Origin of the sequence: Dyella humicola (assembly GCF_026283945.1) — a bacterium.
GTDB classification, from domain to species: Bacteria; Pseudomonadota; Gammaproteobacteria; order Xanthomonadales; family Rhodanobacteraceae; genus Dyella; species Dyella humicola.
Genome location: NZ_JAPDPC010000001.1, coordinates 2,061,808 through 2,085,049 on the forward strand (window position 1 = coordinate 2,061,808; position 23,242 = coordinate 2,085,049).

At 61.4% G+C, this 23,242-nt stretch carries 19 protein-coding genes; 8 read left to right on the forward strand and 11 right to left on the reverse strand.

The genetic code is table 11. From position 1 onward, the window contains the following. Window positions 1-293: 293 nt before the first annotated feature. From bcsA to OUZ30_RS09230, 3 genes are read left to right on the forward strand one after another with little or no spacing between them, the layout of a single operon-like run. On the forward strand, window positions 294-2,492 hold the full coding sequence (gene bcsA, locus OUZ30_RS09220) for a UDP-forming cellulose synthase catalytic subunit (protein ID WP_425601514.1): 2,199 nt from the start codon (window positions 294-296) through the stop codon (window positions 2,490-2,492). Window positions 2,493-2,503: 11 nt separating this feature from the next. Beyond that, a complete protein-coding gene (gene bcsG, locus OUZ30_RS09225) occupies window positions 2,504-4,087 on the forward strand; it encodes a cellulose biosynthesis protein BcsG (protein WP_266181935.1) in 1,584 nt (527 codons plus the stop codon). Then, the gene (locus OUZ30_RS09230) at window positions 4,087-4,281 is read left to right on the forward strand and encodes a hypothetical protein (protein ID WP_266181936.1); all 195 of its coding nucleotides are present in this window, start codon (window positions 4,087-4,089) and stop codon (window positions 4,279-4,281) included. Before bcsG ends, OUZ30_RS09230 begins: the two co-directional genes overlap by 1 nt. A gap of 40 nt (window positions 4,282-4,321) precedes the next feature. On the opposite strand, the gene OUZ30_RS09235 is transcribed toward OUZ30_RS09230, so the two are convergent. From OUZ30_RS09235 to OUZ30_RS09245, 3 genes are all read right to left on the reverse strand, one after another. Next, window positions 4,322-6,079 carry a GGDEF domain-containing protein gene (locus OUZ30_RS09235; protein ID WP_266181937.1) on the reverse strand — a complete coding sequence of 586 codons (1,758 nt, stop codon included), beginning with the start codon at window positions 6,077-6,079 and terminating at the stop codon, window positions 4,322-4,324. 476 nt (window positions 6,080-6,555) lie between these two features. Then, window positions 6,556-6,945 (reverse strand): hypothetical protein, encoded by a 390-nt coding sequence (locus OUZ30_RS09240; protein ID WP_266181938.1) that lies wholly within the window; start codon window positions 6,943-6,945, stop codon window positions 6,556-6,558. 226 nt (window positions 6,946-7,171) lie between these two features. Continuing rightward, window positions 7,172-8,014: a hypothetical protein gene (locus OUZ30_RS09245; protein WP_266181939.1), complete on the reverse strand. Its 843-nt coding sequence runs from the start codon at window positions 8,012-8,014 to the stop codon at window positions 7,172-7,174. Between the two features lie 232 nt (window positions 8,015-8,246). Between OUZ30_RS09245 and OUZ30_RS09250 the strand changes: the two genes are divergently transcribed. Together OUZ30_RS09250 and OUZ30_RS09255 are read left to right on the forward strand one after the other, a co-directional pair. Continuing rightward, entirely contained in the window at window positions 8,247-9,701 is a 1,455-nt protein-coding gene (locus OUZ30_RS09250; protein WP_266181940.1) for a DUF3300 domain-containing protein, read from the forward strand. A gap of 2 nt (window positions 9,702-9,703) precedes the next feature. Beyond that, window positions 9,704-10,603: a DUF2950 domain-containing protein gene (locus tag OUZ30_RS09255; protein WP_266181941.1), complete on the forward strand. Its 900-nt coding sequence runs from the start codon at window positions 9,704-9,706 to the stop codon at window positions 10,601-10,603. Between the two features lie 132 nt (window positions 10,604-10,735). On the opposite strand, the gene OUZ30_RS09260 is transcribed toward OUZ30_RS09255, so the two are convergent. The 4 genes from OUZ30_RS09260 to OUZ30_RS09275 all read right to left on the reverse strand — a co-directional run bounded on the left by OUZ30_RS09260 (window position 10,736) and on the right by OUZ30_RS09275 (window position 15,445). Then, entirely contained in the window at window positions 10,736-11,194 is a 459-nt protein-coding gene (locus OUZ30_RS09260) for a hypothetical protein (RefSeq protein WP_266181942.1), read from the reverse strand. A gap of 318 nt (window positions 11,195-11,512) precedes the next feature. Further along, window positions 11,513-12,157, reverse strand: a complete 645-nt coding sequence (locus OUZ30_RS09265) for a hypothetical protein (protein WP_266181943.1) — start codon at window positions 12,155-12,157, stop codon at window positions 11,513-11,515. A gap of 104 nt (window positions 12,158-12,261) precedes the next feature. Next, window positions 12,262-12,966 (reverse strand): response regulator, encoded by a 705-nt coding sequence (locus OUZ30_RS09270; protein ID WP_266181944.1) that lies wholly within the window; start codon window positions 12,964-12,966, stop codon window positions 12,262-12,264. Between the two features lie 226 nt (window positions 12,967-13,192). Beyond that, complete coding sequence (locus OUZ30_RS09275; protein WP_266181945.1) at window positions 13,193-15,445, reverse strand: patatin-like phospholipase family protein; 2,253 nt, start codon at window positions 15,443-15,445, stop codon at window positions 13,193-13,195. A gap of 465 nt (window positions 15,446-15,910) precedes the next feature. Here OUZ30_RS09275 and OUZ30_RS09280 point away from each other — a divergent pair, with 465 nt between their 5' ends. The 3 genes from OUZ30_RS09280 (at window position 15,911) to OUZ30_RS09290 (ending at window position 18,670) form a co-directional block, all read left to right on the forward strand. Continuing rightward, window positions 15,911-17,509, forward strand: a complete 1,599-nt coding sequence (locus OUZ30_RS09280) for a sensor histidine kinase (protein ID WP_266181946.1) — start codon at window positions 15,911-15,913, stop codon at window positions 17,507-17,509. Then, a complete protein-coding gene (locus OUZ30_RS09285; RefSeq protein WP_266181947.1) occupies window positions 17,461-18,108 on the forward strand; it encodes a response regulator in 648 nt (215 codons plus the stop codon). Before OUZ30_RS09280 ends, OUZ30_RS09285 begins: the two co-directional genes overlap by 49 nt. 154 nt (window positions 18,109-18,262) lie before the next feature. Continuing rightward, window positions 18,263-18,670 carry a response regulator gene (locus tag OUZ30_RS09290; RefSeq protein WP_266181948.1) on the forward strand — a complete coding sequence of 136 codons (408 nt, stop codon included), beginning with the start codon at window positions 18,263-18,265 and terminating at the stop codon, window positions 18,668-18,670. Between the two features lie 94 nt (window positions 18,671-18,764). Here the strand turns inward: OUZ30_RS09290 and OUZ30_RS09295 are convergent, their stop codons facing one another. The 4 genes from OUZ30_RS09295 to napA all read right to left on the reverse strand — a co-directional run bounded on the left by OUZ30_RS09295 (window position 18,765) and on the right by napA (window position 23,237). Beyond that, entirely contained in the window at window positions 18,765-19,202 is a 438-nt protein-coding gene (locus OUZ30_RS09295; protein ID WP_266181949.1) for a hypothetical protein, read from the reverse strand. A gap of 364 nt (window positions 19,203-19,566) precedes the next feature. Then, on the reverse strand, window positions 19,567-20,166 hold the full coding sequence (locus OUZ30_RS09300) for a cytochrome c3 family protein (protein ID WP_266181950.1): 600 nt from the start codon (window positions 20,164-20,166) through the stop codon (window positions 19,567-19,569). Window positions 20,167-20,168: 2 nt separating this feature from the next. Next, window positions 20,169-20,729, reverse strand: coding sequence for a nitrate reductase cytochrome c-type subunit (locus OUZ30_RS09305; protein ID WP_266181951.1), 561 nt, complete (start codon window positions 20,727-20,729; stop codon window positions 20,169-20,171). A 12-nt stretch (window positions 20,730-20,741) separates the two neighbouring features. Further along, entirely contained in the window at window positions 20,742-23,237 is a 2,496-nt protein-coding gene (gene napA, locus OUZ30_RS09310; protein ID WP_266181952.1) for a periplasmic nitrate reductase subunit alpha, read from the reverse strand. Between the last annotated feature and the right edge of the window lie 5 nt (window positions 23,238-23,242).

Here is a 23,242-nt window from a genome sequence, read left to right on the forward strand (position 1 = left end):
ACGGCAGCCGCCGTCTGTGGCTGGTGCGACTGTTGTTCCGGCCGCCTCGACCCGGTCAACGCGACTGGGCCATGCACTGGAGCGATGAGGTGGCGCGTCACCTGCACGACGAACTGGCCGTGGGCGAGGGAGAGGGCGCTGGCGTATGGCTCAAGCGCCTGTTGTTCCGGCCGCCGCGGCGTCGCGTCCACCTCGCGGCCGACTTGCATCGCACGCGCCATCGCCGTGGCGAGCAGCGCCGATCAATGTTGCTGGGGCGGATCAGTCATCGTCTCAAGCCGGTGCTTGACGTCGTGGCTGGTGCAGAGCGTGCGCTAGCCGCCAGGTTGCCAAGCGTCCCTTGGCAAAAAGTGAGTGAGCGTGTCCACCCATGGTCCTCAAAGCTCGATCGCGTGCCCTTCATCAAAACGTTGCTGCTGCTGATGGCGCTGGCCGTGGCTCTGGCGTTCTGGACCACGCCTTTGCCGCTGGCTGCCCAGTTCCGGCTTTTCATCTTCGTCTGTGTGGTAATGGTGGTTGCCCGGCGCATTCCGGGGCGCTGGCCGACCATGCTGATGGTGTCGCTTTCCATCCTGATGGCAGGGCGCTACATCTGGTGGCGATCCACCGAAACACTGCGTTTTTCCACCGCGACTGAAACCATCGTCGGCTCGGTACTGTACGCGGCAGAAATCTACACCTGGATCGTGCTGATCTTCGGTTATATCCAGACGGCCTGGCCGCTGAATCGACGGCCCAGGCCATTGCCCGAGAATGTGGGTAGCTGGCCGACGGTGGACGTCTATATTCCCACCTACAACGAACCGCTATCCGTGGTGAGTCCGGCGGTGCTGGCAGCCAAGAGCATGGACTGGCCACGCGACAAGTTGCGCGTCTACCTGCTGGACGATGGCAGTCGCGAGGAGTTCCAGCGCTTCGCGGCCGATGTCGGCGTGAGCTACCTCACGCGCGAAGAGCACCACTTCGCGAAGGCCGGCAACATCAATCATGCGCTGGGGCTGACCAGTGGCGACTACATCGCCATCTTCGATTGCGACCACATCCCGACGCGGTCGTTTTTGCAGACCACCATGGGTGAGTTTCTGGTCGACCCGAAGTGCTCGATGGTGCAGACGCCGCACCATTTCTTCTCGCCCGATCCGTTCGAGCGAAACTACGACACCTTCTTGCGCATTCCCAACGAGGGGAGCCTGTTCTACGGGCTCGTGCAGGACGGCAACGATTTCTGGAACGCCACCTTCTTTTGCGGCTCGTGCGCGGTGATCAAACGCGCAGCGCTCGAAGAGGTGGGCGGCGTTGCCGTGGAGACGGTGACCGAGGATGCGCACACCTCGTTGAAAATGCATCGTCATGGCTATCGCAGCGCCTACCTGGGCATCGTACAGGCGGCGGGATTGGCCACGGAGAGCTTGTCCGGACTTGTCGGTCAGCGTATCCGCTGGGCGCGTGGCATGGCGCAGATCTTTCGCGTGGACAACCCCTGGGCCGGCAAGGGTCTGAGCTTCTTCCAACGCATTTGCTACAGCAACGCCATGCTGCATTTCTTCTACGGCTTTCCGCGCCTGATCTTCCTGATCATGCCGCTGGCGTACCTGTTCTTTGGTCTGCACGTGTTCAATGCGGACGGGGTGTCGGTGATGGCCTATGTGTTGCCCTATCTGTTCGTTTCAGGGTTGGCCAATTCGCGCATCCAGGGGCAGTATCGCCATTCGTTCTGGGCCGAGGTATATGAGTCGGTGCTTGCCTGGTATACGGTGTTGCCAACCACCGTCGCCTTCCTCAACCCAAAGAAGGGCAAGTTCAACGTCACCGCCAAGGGTGGGCTGATCGAGCAGGAATACCTCGACTGGGCCATCTCCAGGCCTTATGTGTGGTTGCTTGCCATCAACTTCGCGGGCCTGTTGGCGGGCGTGGTACGCATCTTCACCATCCAGAGCGACGAGCCCGCCACGGTACTGATGAACATAGTGTGGGGTTTGTTCAACGTGGCCATGCTCGGTGCCGCCGTCGGCGTGGCCAAGGAAACGCGGCAAGTCCGCGTGGCGCACCATGTTCCTCTGCGTGTGCCGGCCACGGTGATCCTCGCCAACGGCACGACGATTGCCTGCCACACCGAAAACTACTCCACCGGTGGTCTGGGCATCGTGTTACCCGCGGCCCTGGACCTGAAGCGCGGCGACAGCGTCGGCGTGGCCTTGTCGAGAGGCCCCATGGAGTATTACTTCCGCGCCATCGTTGCACGCCATAGCGAAATACATCTTGGCCTCAAGTTCGAGGACTGGTCTTACGAAAAAGAGCTGCAACTTATTCAGTGCACTTTTGGCCGTGCCGATGCATGGGTTCGTTGGGACGAACAATTGGTGGCCGATGCACCGCTACACAGCTTCATTGAGGTCGTCGAGATGGGTTATCAGGGCGTGCTACGGCTGTTCGATGCCGGCCTGGATGTCGTCGAGGCCACCGTGCTGCGCCGACCACGTCAGCCACGATAACGGGATCGCCCATGGGATTTTGGAATCTTTACTTCATCGCCAAGATCTACCTGGCAGCGGCCGGCAAACTCAGGCCGTTGTGGTGGCTCAATCTGCTCTTTGCGCTCGCATTGATCGTTCCGTTGCGACAGCGTTCGCTGCGCGTGCTGCGGCTGGTGCTTGCCGTACTGGCAGGCGCGGCACTGGCCTACCGCGAATCGGATCTGCCGCCGTTCGCTTACGTTTTGCGGCAAATACCGGCACTCGCAGCGTTCTCGCCGACCTACATGATGGAGCTGGCACGACGCATTTTCACGCCGGCCATGGTCTATGTCCCCCTTGTGGCGGTGGCGGCCTATGCCGTCGTCAACCGCTGGGTGCGCGTAACCACCTTCGTGCTGCTCGCGTTGGTCTTGTTCCCGCTGTGGGAGGGCGTCGAGGCGCTGGCTGCGAAAGTGACCACACCCTCCGGCTATGCAGACAACGCCGGCGCCAACACCAGTGCGGCAGGCGCTGGTGCCAACGGCAGCACCGGTAGTTACGACGAGCAGCTCGCTGCGTTCCACCAGAGCGAAAAGAATCGACGCGTCGCTTTCTTTCCGATGGACGCCGATCCTGCCGCGCAGTTCGACATCATCGTTATCCATATCTGCTCGCTTTCCTGGGATGACCTCGAGGTGGTCAGCATGAGCGACAACCCGTTGCTCAGCCGCTTCGACTACATCTTCAAGAACTTCAGCAGTGCGGCCAGTTACAGCGGCCCGGCCGCGATCCGTGTACTGCGCGCCTCCTGCGGACAGCAGGCGCACCAGGATCTGTACAGCCCGGCACCCCAGGATTGCCATGTGTTTGCCGATCTCGCAGCTGCCGGCTACGACGTACAGTTCATGATGAATCACGATGGCCACTTTGACGACTTTCGCGGCATCGTCGAGCGCGAGATCGGACCCGCCGGCCTGCAACCGCAATCGACCGAAGGGCTGCCGGTGGCCATGAGGGAGTTCGATGGGTCACCGCTGGTCGGCGATTTCGATGCCCTGGCCAAGTGGTACCAGGGTCGCATCGACAAGGGTGGTGGTCCGGTCGCCCTGTACTACAACACGGTGACCCTGCATGACGGCAACCGTCTGCCCAACAGCAATCTGAGCAGCCAGCAGTCCTATCCGATGCGCCTGAAGAGTCTGTTGGGTGATGTCGATCGACTGATCGACCTTATTGCACGTTCCGGTCGAAAGGCCGTCGTTGTGTTTGTGCCTGAGCACGGCGCGGCATTGCGCGGTGATGCCGGGCAGATTTCCGGGCTGCGTGAGATACCGACACCTCGCATCATCCATGTACCGGTCGGCGTCAAGCTGATCGGCCTGCCGGTGGCCGCGCACCGACAGGGACCTGGCGTGGTCATCGACACGCCGACCAGCTATCTCGCGCTGGCGCAGCTGCTCTCTGCCCTGGTGGCCCATAGCCCGTTCCGAGCGGACGCGCCACCCTTGCAGCAATACGCCACCGACTTGCCGCAGACGCGCATGGTGGGCGAGAACGAAAACACGGTGACCCTGAGCACACCCAATGGATATGTGATCCACACGCCGGATGGGGTCTGGATGGAGGGCAAGTGATGGCCGTGTCGCAGGACGAACACCTCAAGCTGATGCCAAACGACATTGAAACCTATGCCCGTTACGTCGAAGGTGTCGATCCATCCCGTTACTACGACAGCCAGGAGCGGGACGTCTGGTGCGCGGCCGCGCAGCGATGGCCGTTGCTGGCTGCCGTGCTCCATGCCGATGTCGGTCGCGACGTGGATCAATGACCATCGGTCGCCTACGGAGGCAGACGACGGCAGCGGAGCGTCATGGTTCGTCGTCGGCCTCGATGCGGTCTCGGCCATTCTCCTTGGCACGGTATAGCAACGTGTCGGCTCGTCGGAGAAAGGCGTCGAGATCGGGTTCATTGGCTCGAAGCTCGATGGCGATGCCGAAGCTCACTGTCATCTGGAACACTGCGCCGCTGACAGCGGTAATGGGTTCTTGATGAAGCCTGCTGCGCATCCGCTCGGTCAGTTCGCGAGCCTGCGCCATATGGTCGACGCAAAGCAGGATCGCAAATTCCTCGCCACCGATGCGCGCGATGATGTCGTCCGCACGCAAGGTGTCGCGGCAGAGCGCGGATAACATCACCAGGGCGCGGTCGCCGGTCTCGTGGCCATAGGTGTCATTGATCCGCTTGAAATGGTCGATATCGAACATCACCAGCGCCACATACGGCGTAGTGCGCCGTTTGTCCTGCAGTAACGTCGTGGCCTTGGTGGTAAAGGCCCTGCGATTCGACAGGCCGGTCAGTGCATCGGTTTCGGCCATGGTCCGGAGCTCTCCGATCAGGCGCTTGCGCTCTCCTTCGAGCCGGACCCTTTCCGCACTGTTCTGTTTCAGGATGTCCAGTGCGCCAAACAGATCCTTCACCTCGCCGCTATAGTCCGCCGCGGGAATGGCTACGGCCAGATTGCCGGAAGCGATGGCGAGAATAAGTCTCCTGGCCTCCACGAACGGGCGAACGATCTTCTCGCGAAACCGCCACATCATGATCAACAGTACGCCGGTGAGTGCCGAGGCGAGAAGACCGGCGCCCACGAGCAGCGCAATATGCCTGCGTAGACTGGCGCGGATAGTCTTGTCCGCAAGTGCGAGGGATGCGTCGCGGAAACTATCGATAGATGTCATCAGCGGAATGTAGCGATCGACGAATTGCATCGCCGTGATGCCTGCACCGCTCGGTTGCATCGCCGACGAGCGTAAGTCGTCGATATAGGAGCGTCCTTCGCCAAAGTAGCGCTGGGACACGTCGAAAAAATCCGCCTGCAGGTGAGCGGGCAGACCGTGAATGCTCGGTCCGATCAGCATCCGTAGCTGATCGATCCTGCCTAAGGTTTGTGCGATACCGAAGGTCTCATCCTCAGTGAGCGCCCGGCGGTGAATCAGCGACGGCAGGAACTTCGAGCCGAGCAGCCCGGCATGCTCCCGCAGCAGCCCCGCCAGCCGCGCCGTCAGCAAATAACTCTGCACATCCGCATTTTCCCGGATAACGCCCGTTGCAGTCGTATCGGCGATGGAAGAAAGCGTCGGTATCGTGCCAACCATGGGATCGAACGCGCGCAAAATGTTCGCTTCGCTGCGATCATCAGGGTCCTCTCGACCGACCGCGTCGAGTTCACGCCGCGCGTCGGCCAGGTTCGTGCGCATTTGGTCATATTGAGTGATCAATGACGCGCAGGTACCGCAACCGGGATTGCGTAGTGTCACGCCTAGTTCGTCCAGTCGCGCGTCGACGGCACGGCGAGTAGCTTCCAGTGTCGCGATCTGCTGGCTTGTGGTGGGAATTTGCTGCTCTAGAACGGTAAAGGTGCGTTGGCGTTCTGCGGATATGCTGGCCATGGCGCGCAGCGCCGCCTGGAGCACGTCAAACTCTGTTCGTGCCTGAGCCGCGTCGCGGTAGCCCAGCCATTGCTGGACAAACAGCATCAGCACCAGCGACAGCACCACAACGTAGATGACGATGACGATGTGGCGGAATCGACGATTGATGGAATCGCTGGCTGGCGCTTTGTCTGGCATGACCGAGGTGGCCTTTGCTGTGTCCTGCTTGAAGCGGGGCCGCTGTGGGAGCCGGACCGGTCACGGGGTTAACCAACAGGCATGCATTAGCATCCTCGTGATTCAGGCGATTTTCCAGACCATCCTGGGCAGGACGACGTCGTCGACGCCATGGGTGGCGCCGAGTTCAGCGGTTGGATCATGGCCTATGGACAGCTGATATCCGGCAGCGGGAATGATTGTTCGCCTGTGGCTGCTGACTGACCTTGCAGTCAGGGCGCGGGCTCGGCAAGCTGGGAACATCCGTCCTTGATGGCGATTTCAGCCGATCGATCCAGCATAGGGACGAAATCGTTCGCCCGTGATCCAGAGTTCAACCTCGCTCGGGACGCTCGTTAACCGGCTATGGATAAATCGCAATGATCAGCTGCAGTAACTTAGACCCCAAAGATCTCGAATGCCTCGGCTGGGTGGCCGTCGGCAGGCCGGACCTTGTTTCAGAAGCGTCCCTGGAGCGTCTGCACAGCGCGGGACTCGTGCGCAAGCCGGATCGGATCGCTGAAAGCGCCGTGCCACTTGAGCTTACGCCAGCAGGGCTCGCCTTGATCCGGTCGAGCGATCAGTGAACGTGGCAACCATGGGTTGGTCGACATGGAGCTTGCTGGCAGCATCTCCGTAGTTGCGCCTCCGTATCGAGTGGCTATGGCGCAGCCAACCATCATGGATATCGACGAGAAAAACGTTCCCACCAGATGATCAAGAATGGTCTTGCCCGGAACTACGCTGAGCCAGGTCGGTGCGAACGGAATCTGCGTGGCGAGAGCAAGCATGATGGCGATCTTGTAGTCAAACAGCAGGAGCTGTATTTCTAAGGCTTTGGCGGCCAAATCGAAGCACGCACTATAAGTCTAGCGGCAGCCATGCAATGCAAATGAGCATCACGCTGCGAGGCAGCGCAATCGGGCGATCCTGAGGGCGCAGAAGGCCCATCCGGCGAAGCACGATGACGTGCGTGGGCTCAGCGAACAGGTCTCGTTCGTTGGACCTGGTTTTCTCGCCCTCGTGGACACCCACGGCTTGGGTTGCTTTTCAAAGGCGGGCGGAAACGTGCGCTTAGAACTGGAACGTGGCGCTGAGTGAGGGGCCGCCCAGGCGGACCTTGCGCAGGAAGTTGTCGCCACCACTCTTGTGATACTCGATGCCGCGATAGACGAGCGCGATGGCGCCCCAGTCAAAGGCATAGCCGACGCCAAGCTTGGCCTGGTAGGTGGTTTCCGATCCGCCGCTGCCAATATCGCCGTAATAGGGGAAAAAGACCCTCTTGTTGTCGAACGGTGTCCAGATGCCACGTACGCCGATGATGCCGTCGGTGAGGTTGGTCTGGCCACGCAGGCGGCCGCTGTCGGCCAGGTTCACTCGTCCTGCATTACCCGTGAGGGTGAAGTCCCAATCGACATTGCCCTTCAACCACAGATAACGCACGCCAACCAGCACGTCGATAAAACCATTCTGCCCATGCGCCGCCGAGTAAAGGCCGGCCACATTGAACACGCCACCCTTGAGATCCCAACTGGTATCCAGATTCGCATTGCCAGCGAAGCGGTCGCCGCCGATACGCCTGAAACGGCCCTCTTCATTGCTGAAATTGACCCAGTCGACATCGCTGTAAATGCCCCAGTGACCCTTGCGGGCCACGCCCTCGAGCATGAACGCGCCGCTGAGGTAGCTGAAAATGTCCTTATTCGTGTTGTTCTGGACGGTCCCCGTTCCAGGCACCTGGTAACGCGTGCTGGCCTGGATGCCGGGTAACCATACATAGGGCGTGAGGCTGAAGTGCCAGTTGCCATCCCACAAATCCGGCTGATCTGCCTGGGCGCTGCCGATGCCTGCCATGAAGAGAGCCAGCGCGAGGGCGGCGATGCGCGAACCGGTACGAGCGAGGGGACGGGATTGCATGGCAGCGCTTCCTGAAGTCGAACCCAATTGCATATTGAGGCGTCTTACCGGTGCTGCCCAGCGAACTACTACCTAGCAGCGACTAAGTAAAGTTACGGAGTCGCCCACTCGACTCGTGAGTGCTTTGCCCGCTACGTACTTTTGCTTAGTGCCGACTCCGCATAAATGCGCTGTGCTGCTTGCCGTGTTGGTGGCAAGCTGGGAAGTGCGCGAGATTCCCGGGAGCGACGCAATGAAAACGGCGACTCGGTATGGATGGGTGCAGGCCAGTCTGCTGGCGGTTCTGGTTTGTTTGACGGGAATGGCGGTGGCCCAGAATCCACCACCCCAGCAAGGCAGCCAGCCGACGGGCAATCCGTCGCAAGGTAGCCAGCAGGTATTCAAGCCAGAGCAACTCGACCAGATGCTGGCACCGGTGGCCTTGTATCCGGACGCCTTGTTGTCGCAAATCCTGATGGCGACAACCTATCCCGGCGACGTGGCTGAGGCCGCAGCCTGGTCGGCAGCCAACCCAAAGGCGCAAGGCGACGCGGCGGTGAAGCAGGTGGAGGACAAGCCATGGGATCCCAGCGTGCAGTCACTGGTCGCCTTTCCCCAGGTGCTGATACAGATGAAGGATCGTCCCGATTGGGTACAGAACGTCGGCGATGCCTTCCTGGCCGAGCCGGATAAGGTGATGGCTTCGGTGCAGCGTTTGCGCGCGAAGGCGCAACAGGCCGGCAACCTGAAATCGAACGAACAGCAGAAAGTGGTGGTGCAACAGGCGCCGGCGGAGGCCGCCGCGCCGAGCACCACGATCATCCAGATCGAGCCGACCAATCCTGAAGTGGTTTACGTGCCTTCTTACAATCCCACCGTGGTGTACGGCAGTTGGGCGTATCCAGGCTATCCGCCCTATTACTGGCCACCGCCGGCGGCTTACTACCCCTACGGCGGCGCGTTGGCGGCAGGTCTGATGTTTGGTGCCGGCATCGCAATCACCAATTCGCTATGGGGCGGCGCCAACTGGGGTACGGGTGACGTCAACATCAACACCAATCGCTACAACAACATCAACCGCTCGAGCAATCGCATCAGCGGTAGTGGCAATACCCGTTGGAACCATAATCCGGACAATCGACGCGGCACGCCATACCGGGACCAGGGGAGCCGGGATCGTTTCGGCCAGGGCGTGGGTGGTGCGGATCAGCGCCAGGGATTCCGCGGTCGCGATGGCGCAGCGAACGGCGACCGGCAGCGCGCGATGCAGAGTTTTGATCGCACGACGAACAACGGTTCCTCGCCGTCCGCGCGGCGCGGGGCGAATGGTGGTGCAGCCGGACCTGCCAGGGCAGCACCCGGTGATCGGATGGCTGGCAACGGTGGCTTTGACCGGGGTGGGCAAGGGGCAGGCGGGTTAGGAGATCGCAATGCGGGAGGGGGCAATCGCATGGCCGGAGCGGGAGGCGGGGACCGTGGGGCGGGCGGCAATTTTGGCCAGCGCAATGGTGGTGGTGGTGGCAGGTCGCAGGCGCGGGACAACGCGTTCGGTGGTGTGCAGTCACCAGGCAGCTCGCGCACGCAAATGAATCGCGGCCAGTCGAGCCAGCGTTCCATGGGTAGTTCACGCGGCGGTGGCGGAGGGCGGCAAATGTCCCGTCCAGCACCTAGCCGTGGCGGTGGCGGACGTAGGCGATTGGGAGCATGACCATGAATCTGACACTATCCGGACGTGGCCTTTGCCTTTGCTTCGCGGTGGCCGTCGGCTGCTCGCTTTCAGCCGGCGTTCTTGCGCAAGAGGCGAACTATCCCAGCGCCGATGCCGCGGCGAAGGCCTTCGTGGACGCCTTGCGCAATAACGACAAGGTCGCGCTGGCCAAGGTGCTCGGCGCTAACTGGAAGGATTACATCCCGACGGAAGGTATTGATCGTTCCGACGTGGATGAATTTCTTGCCCGATACGATGCAGCCCATCGCATCGACGGTGATGCCAAAAGCGGACATCTCGCTGTGGGCAAGGACGATTGGACCTTGCCGATTCCTCTCGTGCAGGGGCAGTCTGGTTGGCACTTCGACGTCAAGACGGCGCAGGGCGAGATCCGCACGCGGCATATCGGCGCCAATGAGCTGGCGACAGAGAAGGCGATGCTTGCGTACTACGACGCGCAACGCGACTACGCATCGAAGGATCGCATGGGCGATGGCGTACTGCAGTACGCGCAGAAGTTCATGAGCACGCAAGGCAAGCACGATGGCTTGTATTGGCCCGTCAGCGGCGACGAACCTGAAAGCCCGCTGGGTCCGCTGTTCGCTGAAGTCACGCCAGGGCAGGGCTATCACGGGTATCGCTATCGCATCCTCTCGGCGCAGGGTCCTTCAGCGCCGGGTGGTGCCTACAACTACATGGTGGGTGGCCGCATGACGAGTGGTTTCGCCCTGGTGGCGTGGCCGATCAAGTACGGCGAAACCGGTGTGATGACCTTCATGGTCAGCCACGATGGCGAGACCTTCGAAAAGGATCTCGGCAAGGACACCGACAAACTGGTCCAGACCATCAAGCGCTTCGATCCGGACAGCAGCTGGGAAGAGGTCAAGGACGACGAGAAGTGACGATGCGAGCCGGCGCGCGGACGGGGTGGCTTGAGTGGATAGAAGCTACCCCTCATCGTGCCTGACCTTGTCGAGGAGCTGAATCTGGCGCTTGCAGGCAAGGACAGCCTTGCACGCATGCAGAGAGAGCCTTCAATTGACGGTATAGCCCTTGCCCTTCATGCAGGCGCCAAACGCTTGGCCGTAGGCTGCCGAGTTCTGCGCTTGCGTGTTCGCCGAGGCTGCGTTGTCGGCACGGCGCTGCTGTCGTGCACGCGCGCCGCCGGCGACGACGCCTGCCGCTGCACCCACACCCGCGCCATGTCCGGCATCGCCGTTGGCGGCACCGCCAATGACGGCGCCAGCGGCGGCACCGCGGGCGGCGCCGGCGACGCGCTGGCCACCACCTACCGCAGGTCCGGTCTGCGGTGGTGGTGCCGGCTGGGTGGCGGCATTGCTTTGCGCCCATGAAGCGCAGGCATTTTTATCGGCAGCCTGCTGCTCGGCATTCTGGCCTTGGGCGGGGTAGGCTGCCGGGAGCTGCTGGGCGCTTATAGCCACGCTGGTGCCGCAGGCGAACAGTGCGGTGAGGAGTTTCAGAGAAGTAAGCATGGTCTGGCTCCTGTGCGCATGCGGGAACAGCGCGGTGATGAGGAAGCGGTAAGCACATCCATGTGGTCCGGCGCTGTTGGAGGTCAGTCAGTAGCCCACGCTGTCGGTAAAGCTCATCGGCAACTCGCCGATCCGTGCAGCCACTTGCTTGACCGCTCTGCTGCCGACTGCGCATGGACGCGGTAACGGTCTTGCCCCCCCGGCGCTGATGGCGCTGCCGCCGGAGCAGCCATGATGGCTAGTGGATGCGCCCGCCATGGCTTCTGTATGACCATGGTCCGATCCGGGACGGGCGGGCGCGTCCGCACGATGTCGCCATCAGTGGATGATGCCGTTCTGCCTGAGCCGCGGGATGAGGGTGCTGGCGAGGTTGCGGGTCATCCGCGGGACGTTGTTGCTGGCAACGCCCTGGGTCGAGACCACCCACACCACGGTCTCGGTGCGTGCATCCCAGATGCTGGTTTCAAGCGTGACTTGTTCCGTGACGGTGACCACCGGCGCCTGTTGCCAGGCGTTGCCATACCAGCCATAGAAGCCACGGCGGCCGGGCGGGCCCCGCCAGCCAGGACCACCCCAGCCTGGACCGCCCCAGGGGCTGCCCCAGGCACGTCCCGGCGCACCCGGACTGACGTTGATCCGTTGCTCCACGCTTTGCACGCGGGTGACCAGGATGGCATCGGCCCCCGAGGACTTGATCAGATTCTCGACATTGACGGACGTATCGTTGGGTCCAATCTGCGTATAGCTGGCCGTCGCGGTGACGCCGGCGGTCTGCAGCTCCTGCACGAAGGTGTCCTCGAACACCCGGCGCGTGCTATCGCTATTGGAAATGCCGATGACGGCGATATGGGTGGCGGGTGGACCGGGCCAACCGGGGTCCCGCCATTCGTTGGTGATTCGTAACGTTGAGCACCCGGCCAGCGCAATGAGCAGGCCCAATGCAGCGACGCGTAACAGTTTCATGGCCGTGATCCTCTGGTTTTCATCATGTGAACTCGCAAGAGACAACGGGTCTGCCATCCGTTGGCGGCTTTGTCGTGCGATAGGCAAAGGCGAAAAAACGCTAGCTACTCATCCAGTAGGTCCGTCGCGAAAGGCGCTGGGTTGCTTTCGTCTGATGAACCGGGGGCAATCAGGCCGAGGCGTTCCGCTTCGCGGATCAGCGCCACGCTGCTATGCACGCCAAGCAGGCCGAGCAGGGCCTGCCGATGGCTTTCGACCGTGCGAACGGAAATGCCAAGCTCCGCAGCGATCTCGGTAGTCCGTCGTCCTCCTGCCATGCGATCGATCACTTGTCGTTGCCGATGGGTGAGCGTGCGGGACATCACCGGTTCCTGCAGCAGAGATGCCATCAGGCTCGGACTGATGTAGTGCTCGCCGCTCGCGACAGCCGCGATCGCCGCATACAGCTCCGCACTGGCCGATTGCTTGAGCACATAGCCATTGGCGCCCGTCTCCAGCGCCTGGCGGACGATCAATGGCTCATCGTGCGCCGTAAGTACAATAAAGGGGACGTGACAACCTTGTGTACGCAGCTTGCCCAGGGCCTGTATGCCACCAAGCACGGGCAGGCCGATCTCGGAGACGACCATGTCGATGCTTCCGTCCAGCACGCTGTCCACCAGCGACTCGCCGTCATGCACGATCGCCACGGAGTCGGTGATGGGTGCGAGCAGGCCGGCGAGTCCCTCTGCAATGCAGCGGTGGTCGTCGGCCAGCAGCAGCCGCGGCTTGCGTCCGTATCGACCGTGCTGTCGGCGAGAGCTATGCATGGCCTAGCGCGAGATGCTCATGTCGCGTGTTCGGTCGCCAGCGACAGGCCGGCGGCGGCGAGCGACTCGGCAACCAGCATGGCGGTCAAACGTCGTCTTGGCATGAAGTGATCCCTCGTCGCTGGTCGCGGTCACCCAGCGCAAGATTGGCCCGATCGCGCCCGCCTGGTAAGCGAATTTCCACTGGGACTTTTCCAGTAAAACTACGGAAGCCCCCGGGGCAGGCTCAGGGGCGGGGGCGCAGCAGGGAGCCGAACGTGAGATAGATCGCGCTGTGCCCGCCATCGGCATAGCCGTAGCCGAGAAACACCGGGCCCAGGGGCGATTGCAGGCCTGCGAAGATGCTGCCGGCGTAGATCAGCGAGTCCAGCCGCACGTCGTTCCTGTTATGCCAGGTATTGCCGGCCTCGAGGCTGCCGCCGATATAGAACGGCGTCGAGAAAATAGCATCCATCCGCCCGGTGCGGCGGTAGATGACGGCGCGCAACAAGGCTGCCTGGTTTCCGTAGAGCGCGCGCTCGGGATAGCCGGAGAGATTGAGGAAACCGCCCAGGAAATCCTGCGTCTCGAAGAAGTTGGTGTTGTCGATTGCACTGGACAGGCGCATGCCGAGCAGCAGGTGATAGCGACTGTCCGGCGCCCAGAAGCGGGGCACCCAATCGGCGGTCAGGCGCGCGACGTCGCCGTTGACCTGGCCACCCAGGACGGTCCGATACATCTCGTAGCCCAATTGGACGTGCGCGCCCTCGGTCGGGAATTGCGCGCTGTCCAGGCTGTCCCAGTCCACCCCCACCTTGAACATCGAGTAATTGGACGTCTGATTGGGAAAGTCGGTGGGGCTGCCGACAACCAGACTCGCGGCATCGTGTCCGCGGTTGAACTGGGCCAGCAACCGCCAGTAGGAGACGGGTGACCAGCCGGCTTCCAACCCCACTTTGCTACGCCTAATACGATAGTCCGCCAACTGACGGTTACCGCTGCTGTCAAAGATAGGTAGATCCTCTTTGCGGAACAGGACTGAAGGTTGCACGTACGTGGTGGCGTTCTGGCCCAAGGGTTGGAAGAACTCGGAGGCGATGCCGCCGATACGCCCGCCCCATAGAGTGCTGCGCCATTCGGCCCCGTAGCGATTGACGTTGGTGGCGTTGATTTCCCCGGAGAGCAGGTACTGGCTGTTGCCGTTGAAGTTGTTGTCGAGCTGCAGCCCTATTCTTCCGTAGACGGGGCCCCACGGTTTATCCGCGGGAATGATCAGCAGGCCGCGTTGACCGTCTTGCTGCTGCAATCGATAGTCGATCTGCTGGTAGTTTCCCCGTCCGTAGACGGAGCCGATCTGGTTCTCCAGCCGGTCGGGGTCATACGGCTTGCCCACCTCGGAGGCCATGCTGTTCTTGATAAACGGCGCTGTTTGCGTATTCGTGCCATCGACCTTAAGAAACGCGATCAAGGCCGGATCGAAGTCGCGCAGGCGATGACGCGCCTCGAATGCCTGCCACTCCGCCGGCGAGGCTGACAGTGCGCGCAGTTGCGGCAAGGCAGCTTCCGCGGCTGCCTTGCCTATGGCGATAGCCTCGGCGCCACGATTGAACTGCGCCGCGGTGATATCGCCCAGGGCGGGGCGGATGAGGATGTCGTCCGACGCCAGCGTGGCCAGTTGGCGCTGGGTTTTCTCATCCATCAGCGCGCTCACCATCTGGCTGAGCAAGGCCACGGGGTTGGTGAGCTGGTCTTCCTTGGCGAGCGGCGAGCCCACGTCCACCACGATCAGCCGGTGTGCGCCCATCTGGCGAATCACGTCGATGGGGATGTTATCCATCACGCCACCATCCACCAACAGCTGGCCGTTCACATTGACTGGTGCGAACGCCCCGGGTACCGACATGCTGGAACGAATGGCCAGCGGAAGTTCGCCGCTGCCGAACACCACCGGCTTGCCGGCGACGATGTCGGTGGCTACGGCGCGGAAGGGAATGGCCAGTTGGTCGAAATCGTGGACATCCCAGGTGGAGATGAGCAGGCGGCGTAGCAGGAGCAGCAGTTTCTGCCCCTGGACGAAGCCCGCGGGCGTGATGATCCGTCCATTGCGATAACCCACTTCGAAGTTCAGCAGGTAGCGATAGTCCGCATCCTTGCGACGCATCGGCATGTCCACCCGCGCCGGGTCGTCGGAGAACATGTCCCGCCAATCCAGCGTGGTGACGATATGAGCCATTTCATCCGGGGAGTAGCCGGCGGCGTAGAGCCCACCCACGATGGCGCCCATACTGGTACCCGAGACGCGGCAAATCGGTATGTGCTCGCGTTCGAGCACTTGCAGTACACCGATATGGGCGGCGCCGCGCGCGCCACCGCCACCGAGCACCAGGCCGATGCAGCCGGGTTCTGGCGGTGGTCGCGCGGGCGGCGACTCTGCGCGGCCATTCGACGACCCGATCGCAACCCATGCGACGATCCATGGCAGGAATGATCGTATGCGCATCAGCACCACTTTCCGGCATGGTTGACGGTCGGGCGAACAGGTTGGGCTCGGCGTACGCTGCGACCGCAAGTCTGGCCGCAATGGCGCGCTTTTGGCAGCGAAGAAGCACGGTCGATTTCTGCGTATTTCTACTTAGAGGCTTTCAGCAGGAATCCGCCGCACGTGTGCTGCATGAGACGTCTCGCGGGATTTCTCGCGGCTGGCGAAATGGCGTCGCGGCCGCCATGGCGTTTGGCGGCACATGGATGAAATACCGCCGATTTGCCAGTAATTCTACGTATCGGCGACTCGTTTGATGGATTCATGAATGTCCTGTAACTACATGAAAGAAAGCATCTATTTTTGAATTCTTCGCCCGCCGTCGAGTGCGCACATCATCGCCTCTTCACGTACCAGGTTCTATGAAGGCGTAGAGGGGAGATCTGGCTAAGCGCCACAACGTGGTGACGTGGTGATTGGGGGCGCATGCTACGCAGCAATGCAAATGGAGTTCCTCCCCAATTCACGAAAGCGGCTCTTCTGTTCGCGGGGAGCCTCGGGGCGCAGCTGATTTCCGCGGTTCTATGGAGCCAACAAAGCGATGCGCCGATGGTGTGGTTTACCGGAGGCGTGTTGCTTGCCGCGCTGTTAGTCCAGGAGGGGAGGAACTGGCCTGCTTGCGTCGCGGGTTGGGTCGCCGGGCTGCTGGCATCGTCGGTGGCATTTCCCCGCTCGCTGAGCAACCTTGCCGTAGTGACCTTGCCGCTGGTCGGCTTGATCCTGGCCGCGGCCTGGGCGCTGCGAAGGGTGTGCCCAGGGCGCCGCATCGACGACTTCGGACGGCTTGCGGCGTTCTTCGCGATAGGCGGGTTTGCGTTACCGTTCTTCTCCGCCCTCATCATCGTGGGATTGGAGCGGTACCTGATTCCCGTCGAAGCGAGCCCGCTCCACAGCTGGATGCATCTGGCGCTGGCCAGCGCGCTGGGATACATCCTGCTGGTACCTGCTTTGATCAGTGTGGTGGATCCAAAATCCATCATCCGCAACGAGCGGGCGCCGGGGTGGTTGGTCACGTTGGCGGCGATCGGCGCGCTCGCGCTGCTGTGGCTGGCATGGCGATATTTTGGACACGCCCCCCTGGTGCGGCCGCTGCTCCTTCTGCTGCCGCTGACCATGGTGATATTCGCGGCCTTGCGTACGCAGATACCCGGAACCAGCGTGGCCATTTTGCTGTTCGGCGTGGTCGCCATGCAGATCAGCCTGGAGGGGCGCGGGCCGTTTCTGGGGGCGGATATGGCGACGACGACGTTGAGCGTGCAGTTGTGGACCCTGGGCATGTCGCTTGCCGGTCTGTTTCTCGCCGCCTTGGTCGAGCAACGACGCATGACGCAACGTGCATTGCTCGACAGTAGCGGCCAGATACGCGAGCTGGCTGGCCGATTGATCGTTGCTCAGGAACAGGAACGGGCGCGTATTGCACGCGATTTGCACGACGACATCAACCAGCGGCTCGCCCTGGCGTCAATCCAGCTGAGTGCGATCCGGCGCAAGGTTGACAAGGACAGCCAGGAGGACATCAGCCACCTGCAGCATGAGCTGATCGCACTGTCCGACGATGTGCGGCATCTTTCACACGACCTTCATCCCAGCATGCTTAGTCATACGGGCTTGACGGCCGCGCTTGCCGAACTATGCCATGCGCAGCGTCAGCGCAATGGGCCGAGAGTCGACCTGCGGGTTTCCCCGCATGTCGGTCAACTTTCGCAGGACGTGGCTTTGTGCCTGTATCGGGTGACGCAAGAGGCGTTGAGCAATGCGATACGTCACGCTCACGCTCAGCGCATCAGTGTTGCCGTGGACATGAACGTTACGCATGTGGAGCTGGACGTCATGGATGATGGCAGTGGCTTTGAATTGTCCGGGGATGAGCATGGAGAAATGGCCAAGGGGCTTGGCCTCTTGAGCATGGACGAGCGAGTGAGGTCGCTGGATGGCGAGCTTCATTTGATGTCGACACTAGGGAAAGGGACGCAGTTATGCATTCGTATTCCGCTACGGCACCCAGAGGCGTCCGTCCCAGGCTGATCATTGCGGATGACCACCGCATGGTCGCCGAGGGCATTCAACGCATTCTCGGTGATGATTTCGAGCTGTTGGAGATCGAGTCCGACGGCAATGCGCTATTCGAGGCGGTATGTCGATTGAGGCCCGACCTGGTGGTGACCGATATCAACATGCCCGGCACCAATGGCCTTGATGTGCTGAAGCGACTTCGAGAGCAGGGCGACCGGACCGTATTCGTTTTCCTAACCATGCATGCGGAACCCGCGCTTGCAGCATCGGCGATGCGGGCAGGCGCCAGTGCTTATGTGCTGAAGAATGCAGCCGGCGAGGACCTGCTTACGGCGGCCCACCAGGTGCTTGCCGGTGGAACCTATGTAACGCCTTCGTTGGGGGCGCATTTCATCAGTAGCCGCATCCAGGACCTGCAACAGTTCACGGCCAAGCAGCGCGAAGTCCTGCGGCTGGTGGGTTGCGGCATGCGCTCCAAGCAGATTGCAGATGAGCTGAAGCTGTCCGTGCGCACGGTTGAGGCACACAAGTACGTGATGATGCAGATACTCGGCGTCCATTCCACGATGGAACTGGTGAGGCGCTCGGAAGAGCTGGGTCTTCTGCTCTGAGACGCCCTTCGGCATGGTCGGAGCAGCCGTCTCATGCGGCTACTTACTTAAGCGGCGTAATTCTACTTAGTCGGAACTCGGTTCATTTTCGCTAGGAATTTGGCAAGAACTCGCTGATGCTCACGTTATTGCGACAGCTAGCGTGAGCAGCGGCATGAGTCGAGCCACGATCATCCTGGCGGAAGACAACCCTCCCATCGCCGAGCAGATGTGCCATCTACTTGCGGAGGAGTTCGACGTGCTCGCCGTGGTCGGACATGGCGAGGCGTTGGTCAAGGCGGTGCTGCGATTGCATCCGGATGTGGTGGTCACCGATATCAGCATGCCGGGCATGGATGGCATGCAGGCGGCGCGGGAGTTGATCAGCGAGCGCCCAGCTCTCGCCGTGGTCTTCGTGACCGTCCACGACGACCCGGCTCTGGTGCGCAAGGCGCTCGATATCGGCCGGGGTTACGTGCTCAAGGCCTCTGCAGGCGAGGAATTGGTCGACGCGGTGCAGAGCGTGCTCAACGGTGGGCGCTTCGTTTCCGCTTCGCTGAGGTCGATCGGCAGCAATCGTTGAGATGCTCAGAAGGCCCTCGCTTGGCGAGGGCCGTCCCGGGGCGTGATGAAGCCGGGCGATGGTGTCGACCTGGCGACATCATCAACCTGCGCGATTATTTGAGGATCAACTCCCGCGTCAGCAGGCTGCCCTGAAGCTCACGCAACGACTCGCGGTCCATGCTGGCTTTATCCCGTTGGTCCATGGGGCCTAGCGTCTTGGTGGCGATGGCGTCGGCCTCATCGGTGCGGTCGAGCGCCGCCATGTTCGGGTAGGTGATCGTCAAAACCAGATCGGCGTCCTGTGGCGATCGCGCTTCCTCGCTGTAAATAGCGTAATTGGTGATCAGTCCGGCCTTCTTAAGCGCTTCCATTTGCGCCTTATAAGGTCCGTCAAGGTATTTCATGTAGTTATTGAATTGCCCGGGTTTGACTTTGACGAAGTTGACTCGTGTTACGTGGCCTTCTTTATAGGCCTTCGCATCCTGCGCATAGGCCGATCCCACGGCAGCGAAAATCAGCAGCGACATGAAAAGCATGGTGATACGCTTCACGGGTTATCTCCTCGATCGGGGTGATTGAGCTGGTGATTTTCACGCTACGCGCTGCCATTTGACCCGTCAATTGGGAATATTTCCATGACGATGGCCTTGGATGTCTATATGTTTCAAGATTGAATCAGTCGCGTTATCGGGCGACTTTTTTATTCAAGTTAAGGGCTGAATAACTCGTCGCGACAGCGCGCTCTGTAACACGGCTGATACAACCTTGGGGGTATCTTAAAAATCCGCCCCATTTCCCGTCATTCCCGCTTGACCAGCCCTTCGGCTGTTGAGAACCGCGGGAATGACGAGCTGTCCGAAATTCCCATAGTCAAGGTGGCATCCGAGAGCCCGCGTGGCTCCAGCAGGGCGCACTTCAACCCTGCGGTATCCCCGTCATATCGGGCAGATGATGCGCTATGCCCTTATGGCAATCGATGCAGGTTTTCTCGCCCGACATCAGCCAGCGCTTGTGTATCTGCGCGGCTCGCGTCGACTGCCGCGTCAGATCCATGGACGCGTAGTTATGGCAGTTTCGACATTCCAGCGAGTCATTTGCCTTCAGGCGTGCCCATTCGTGCTCGGCGAGCACAATGCGGTGGTCGAGGAATTTCTCGCGTGTGTTCACCGTGCCAAACACCTTCGCCCAGACTTCTTTGGAAGCCTGCATCTTGCGCGCGATCTTGTCGGTCCAGTTATGCGGCACGTGGCAATCAGGGCAGGTGGCGCGCACACCGGAACGATTGCTGTAGTGGATCGTGGTCTTCAGTTCCTCGAACACGTTGTCGCGCATCTCGTGGCATCCGGTGCAGAAGGCCTCGGTGTTGGTTGCTTCGAGCGCGGTGTTGAATGCTCCCCAAAAAACCACGCCCGCGATGAATCCACCGAGGGTGAGAAAGCCAAGGCTGTAGTGCACGCTGGGTTTGCGCAGGATGCGCCAGAACGTCGCCACCCATGGCTTGACCCGTGACCACATGGTCAGTTCTCCTTTTTTTGTTCGGAGAGCACGGTGTCGATGTCCTTGAACGTGTTGGCGACCAAGGGCTTGGCGTCCGTCTGCACGACGTGGCACTGGTTGCAGAAGTAGCGACGCGGCGAGATGGTCGCGAGGAACTGGTCGTTGCGATCCATATAGTGGGTGACGCTTACCGGCGGCGCCTGAAATTTGTCGGCATTGGCGCGCGAGTGACAGAGGAGGCAGCGATTCGAATTCTTGTCGATCTGATAGTTGTCGATCGAGTGCGGAATGGTCGGTGGCTGCATGGGATAGGCGCGGTTGCGCCGGATGTCCGTATTTTCGACCCGCGCCATCGGCGGCGGGGGACCTTCCTCGCTGATCGGTATGCCTCGGCGTAGCGCGTCGATCTGTTGGCCCGGCGGGGGTGCTTCAGCCGGCGTGGGACGCGGCGCCGATGCCGGCATGCCGACCATGGCATGCGATCCGGCCCCATGTCCCATCTTTTCACCCGCGATAAAGGCGACGGCGGCCACCACCACGACGACCACACCGCCAATGACCATGAGAGGCTTGTCGCGCATGTGCGTGCCCTCCTAGACCGCCAATACCTTGACGGCGCACTTCTTGTAGTCGGTCTGCTTGGAGATCGGGTCGGTCGCGTCCAGCGTGACCTTGTTGATCAGCTGTCCTGCGTCGAACCAGGGGACGAACACCATGCCGCGCGGCATGCGGTTGCGGCCGCGGGTCTCGATGCGCGAACGCATTTCGCCGCGACGGGAGACCACCTTCACCTCGTCACCGCGCTTGAATCCGCGGGACTTGGCGTCGTCCGGATTCATGAAGACGACCGCCTGAGGGAAACTCCGGTACAGCTCGGGTACGCGCATGGTCATGGAGCCCGAGTGCCAATGCTCGAGCACGCGGCCGGTCGACAACCACAGGTCGTATTCGGCATCGGGCATCTCGGCGGGCGGCTCATAGGGCAGCGCCCAGATCACCGCACGCCCGTCAGGGTTGCCGTAGAACTGGAACCCGGTTCCTGCCTTCACGTAAGGGTCGCTGCCTTCGCGATAGCGCCAGCGCGTCTCCTTGCCTTCGACCACGGGCCAGCGTATGCCGCGGGCTTTGTGATACTCGTCGAAATAGGCGAGGTCGTGCCCGTGGCCACGGCCGAACTCGGCGTATTCCTCGAACAGGCCCTTCTGCACGTAGAAGCCGAACGCAGCGGACTCGTCGTTCTGGTAGCCCTCCTCGATCTGCGACACCGGGAAGCGATCCACCTTGCCGTTCCGATACAGCACGTCGAACAAGGTCTTGCCCCTGAACTGAGGGTTGGCGGCGAGCGTTTCCGCGGGCCAGCATTCGTCGGTGGTAAAGCGCTTGGAAAACTCCATCAGCTGCCAAAGATCCGATCGCGCGCCACCCGGTGCCTGGACCAACTGGTGCCAGAACTGGGTGCGCCGTTCGGCGTTGCCGTAGGCGCCTTCCTTCTCCACCCACATCGCGGCGGGCAGGATCAGGTCGGCCGCCTGCGCGGTGACGGTGGGGTAGGCGTCGGAGACGACGATGAAGTTTCTTGGATCGCGATAACCCGGATACGTCTCCTGCATCAGGTTCGCACCGGCCTGCATATTGTTGTTGACCTGCACCCAGTAGGCATTGAGCACGCCGTCCCTCAGCTTGCGGTTCTGCTCCACGGCGTGGAAGCCGGGCTTGGGCTGGATGATGCCGTGCGGGATATTCCAGATCTCTTCCGCGTGTTTGCGGTGTTCCGGATTGGTCACCACCATATCGGCCGGCAAGCGATGGCTGAAGGTGCCCACTTCACGCGCGGTGCCGCAGGCGGAAGGTTGTCCGGTCAGCGAGAACGGGCTATTGCCGGGTGTGGCGATCTTGCCGGTAAGCAGGTGTAGGTTGTAGACCATGTTGTTGGCCCACACGCCGCGCGTGTGCTGGTTGAAGCCCATGGTCCAGAACGACGTCACCTTGATCGTGGGATCGGCATAGAGGTCGGCCAGCTTTTCCAGCCAGCCACGTTCCACGCCCGTCATCTCCACCGCCTTTTCGATGGTGTAAGGCGCGACGAAGGCGGCGAACTGATCGAAATCGATGACTTCGCTGCCACCGGGGTCCTTGGCGTTCTTGGCTTTCAACTCGAGCGGATTGTCGGCGCGCAGGCCATAGCCGATATCGGTATTGCCGCGCTTGAAGCTGGTGTGCTGGTTGACGAAGTCCTTGTTGACGCGGCCCGTCTTGATGATGTGATTGGCGATGTAATTGAGGATGACCAGGTCCGTCTGCGGCGCGAACACGATCGGCAGGTCGGCCAGTTCGAAGCTGCGATGCTCGAAGGTGGACAGCACCGCCACCTTGACGTGGGGGTTGGACAACCGGCGATCGGTGACGCGCGTCCAGAGGATCGGATGCATCTCCGCCATGTTGGAGCCCCACAGCACGAACGCGTCAGCCGCCTCGATGTCGTCGTAGCAGCCCATGGGTTCGTCCATGCCGAACGTGCGCATGAAGCCCATCACCGCCGACGCCATGCAGTGGCGCGCATTCGGATCGAGGTTGTTACTGCGGAATCCGGCCTTGAACAGCTTGTTGGCGGCGTAGCCTTCCCAGATCGTCCATTGACCGGAGCCGAACATGCCGATCGCTTCGGGCCCCTTTTCCTTCAGCACGCGCTTGAATTGCGCAGCCATCACATCGAAAGCTTCGTCCCACGACACCGGCGTGAAGTCACCGTCCTTCGCGTAGGCACCATCTTTCTTACGCAGCAGGGGCTGGGTCAGGCGATCCGCACCGTACATGATCTTGGACAGGAAATAGCCCTTGACGCAGTTGATCCCGCGATTGACTTCGGCCAGCTCATCGCCGTGGGTGGCCACGACGCGACCCTTCTTCACGGCTACATTGACGCCACAGCCGGTACCGCAGAAGCGACACGGCGCCTTGCTCCATTTCAGCTGGGTCAGGTCTCCCTCAAGCAGCACATTGGTCGCTGCGGCCGGCAGTGCCAGTCCCGCCACATTGGCCGCTATGGTCACGGCAGTGTTACGAATGAATTCCCGTCGCGTCATGCTCATGCGTC

Excerpts from the sequence above, each read along its gene's own strand:
- bcsG (WP_266181935.1), top strand. The coding sequence starts at position 2,504 with ATGGGATTTTGGAATCTTTACTTCATCGCCAAGATCTACCTGGCAGCG.
- OUZ30_RS09230 (WP_266181936.1), top strand. The coding sequence starts at position 4,087 with ATGGCCGTGTCGCAGGACGAACACCTCAAGCTGATGCCAAACGACATT.
- OUZ30_RS09235 (WP_266181937.1), bottom strand. The coding sequence starts at position 6,079 with ATGCCAGACAAAGCGCCAGCCAGCGATTCCATCAATCGTCGATTCCGC.
- OUZ30_RS09245 (WP_266181939.1), bottom strand. The coding sequence starts at position 8,014 with ATGCAATCCCGTCCCCTCGCTCGTACCGGTTCGCGCATCGCCGCCCTC.
- OUZ30_RS09250 (WP_266181940.1), top strand. The coding sequence starts at position 8,247 with ATGAAAACGGCGACTCGGTATGGATGGGTGCAGGCCAGTCTGCTGGCG.
- OUZ30_RS09255 (WP_266181941.1), top strand. The coding sequence starts at position 9,704 with ATGAATCTGACACTATCCGGACGTGGCCTTTGCCTTTGCTTCGCGGTG.
- OUZ30_RS09260 (WP_266181942.1), bottom strand. The coding sequence starts at position 11,194 with ATGCTTACTTCTCTGAAACTCCTCACCGCACTGTTCGCCTGCGGCACC.
- OUZ30_RS09265 (WP_266181943.1), bottom strand. The coding sequence starts at position 12,157 with ATGAAACTGTTACGCGTCGCTGCATTGGGCCTGCTCATTGCGCTGGCC.
- OUZ30_RS09270 (WP_266181944.1), bottom strand. The coding sequence starts at position 12,966 with ATGCATAGCTCTCGCCGACAGCACGGTCGATACGGACGCAAGCCGCGG.
- OUZ30_RS09275 (WP_266181945.1), bottom strand. The coding sequence starts at position 15,445 with ATGCGCATACGATCATTCCTGCCATGGATCGTCGCATGGGTTGCGATC.
- OUZ30_RS09280 (WP_266181946.1), top strand. The coding sequence starts at position 15,911 with ATGCTACGCAGCAATGCAAATGGAGTTCCTCCCCAATTCACGAAAGCG.
- OUZ30_RS09285 (WP_266181947.1), top strand. The coding sequence starts at position 17,461 with ATGCATTCGTATTCCGCTACGGCACCCAGAGGCGTCCGTCCCAGGCTG.
- OUZ30_RS09290 (WP_266181948.1), top strand. The coding sequence starts at position 18,263 with ATGAGTCGAGCCACGATCATCCTGGCGGAAGACAACCCTCCCATCGCC.
- OUZ30_RS09300 (WP_266181950.1), bottom strand. The coding sequence starts at position 20,166 with ATGTGGTCACGGGTCAAGCCATGGGTGGCGACGTTCTGGCGCATCCTG.
- OUZ30_RS09305 (WP_266181951.1), bottom strand. The coding sequence starts at position 20,729 with ATGCGCGACAAGCCTCTCATGGTCATTGGCGGTGTGGTCGTCGTGGTG.
- napA (WP_266181952.1), bottom strand. The coding sequence starts at position 23,237 with ATGAGCATGACGCGACGGGAATTCATTCGTAACACTGCCGTGACCATA.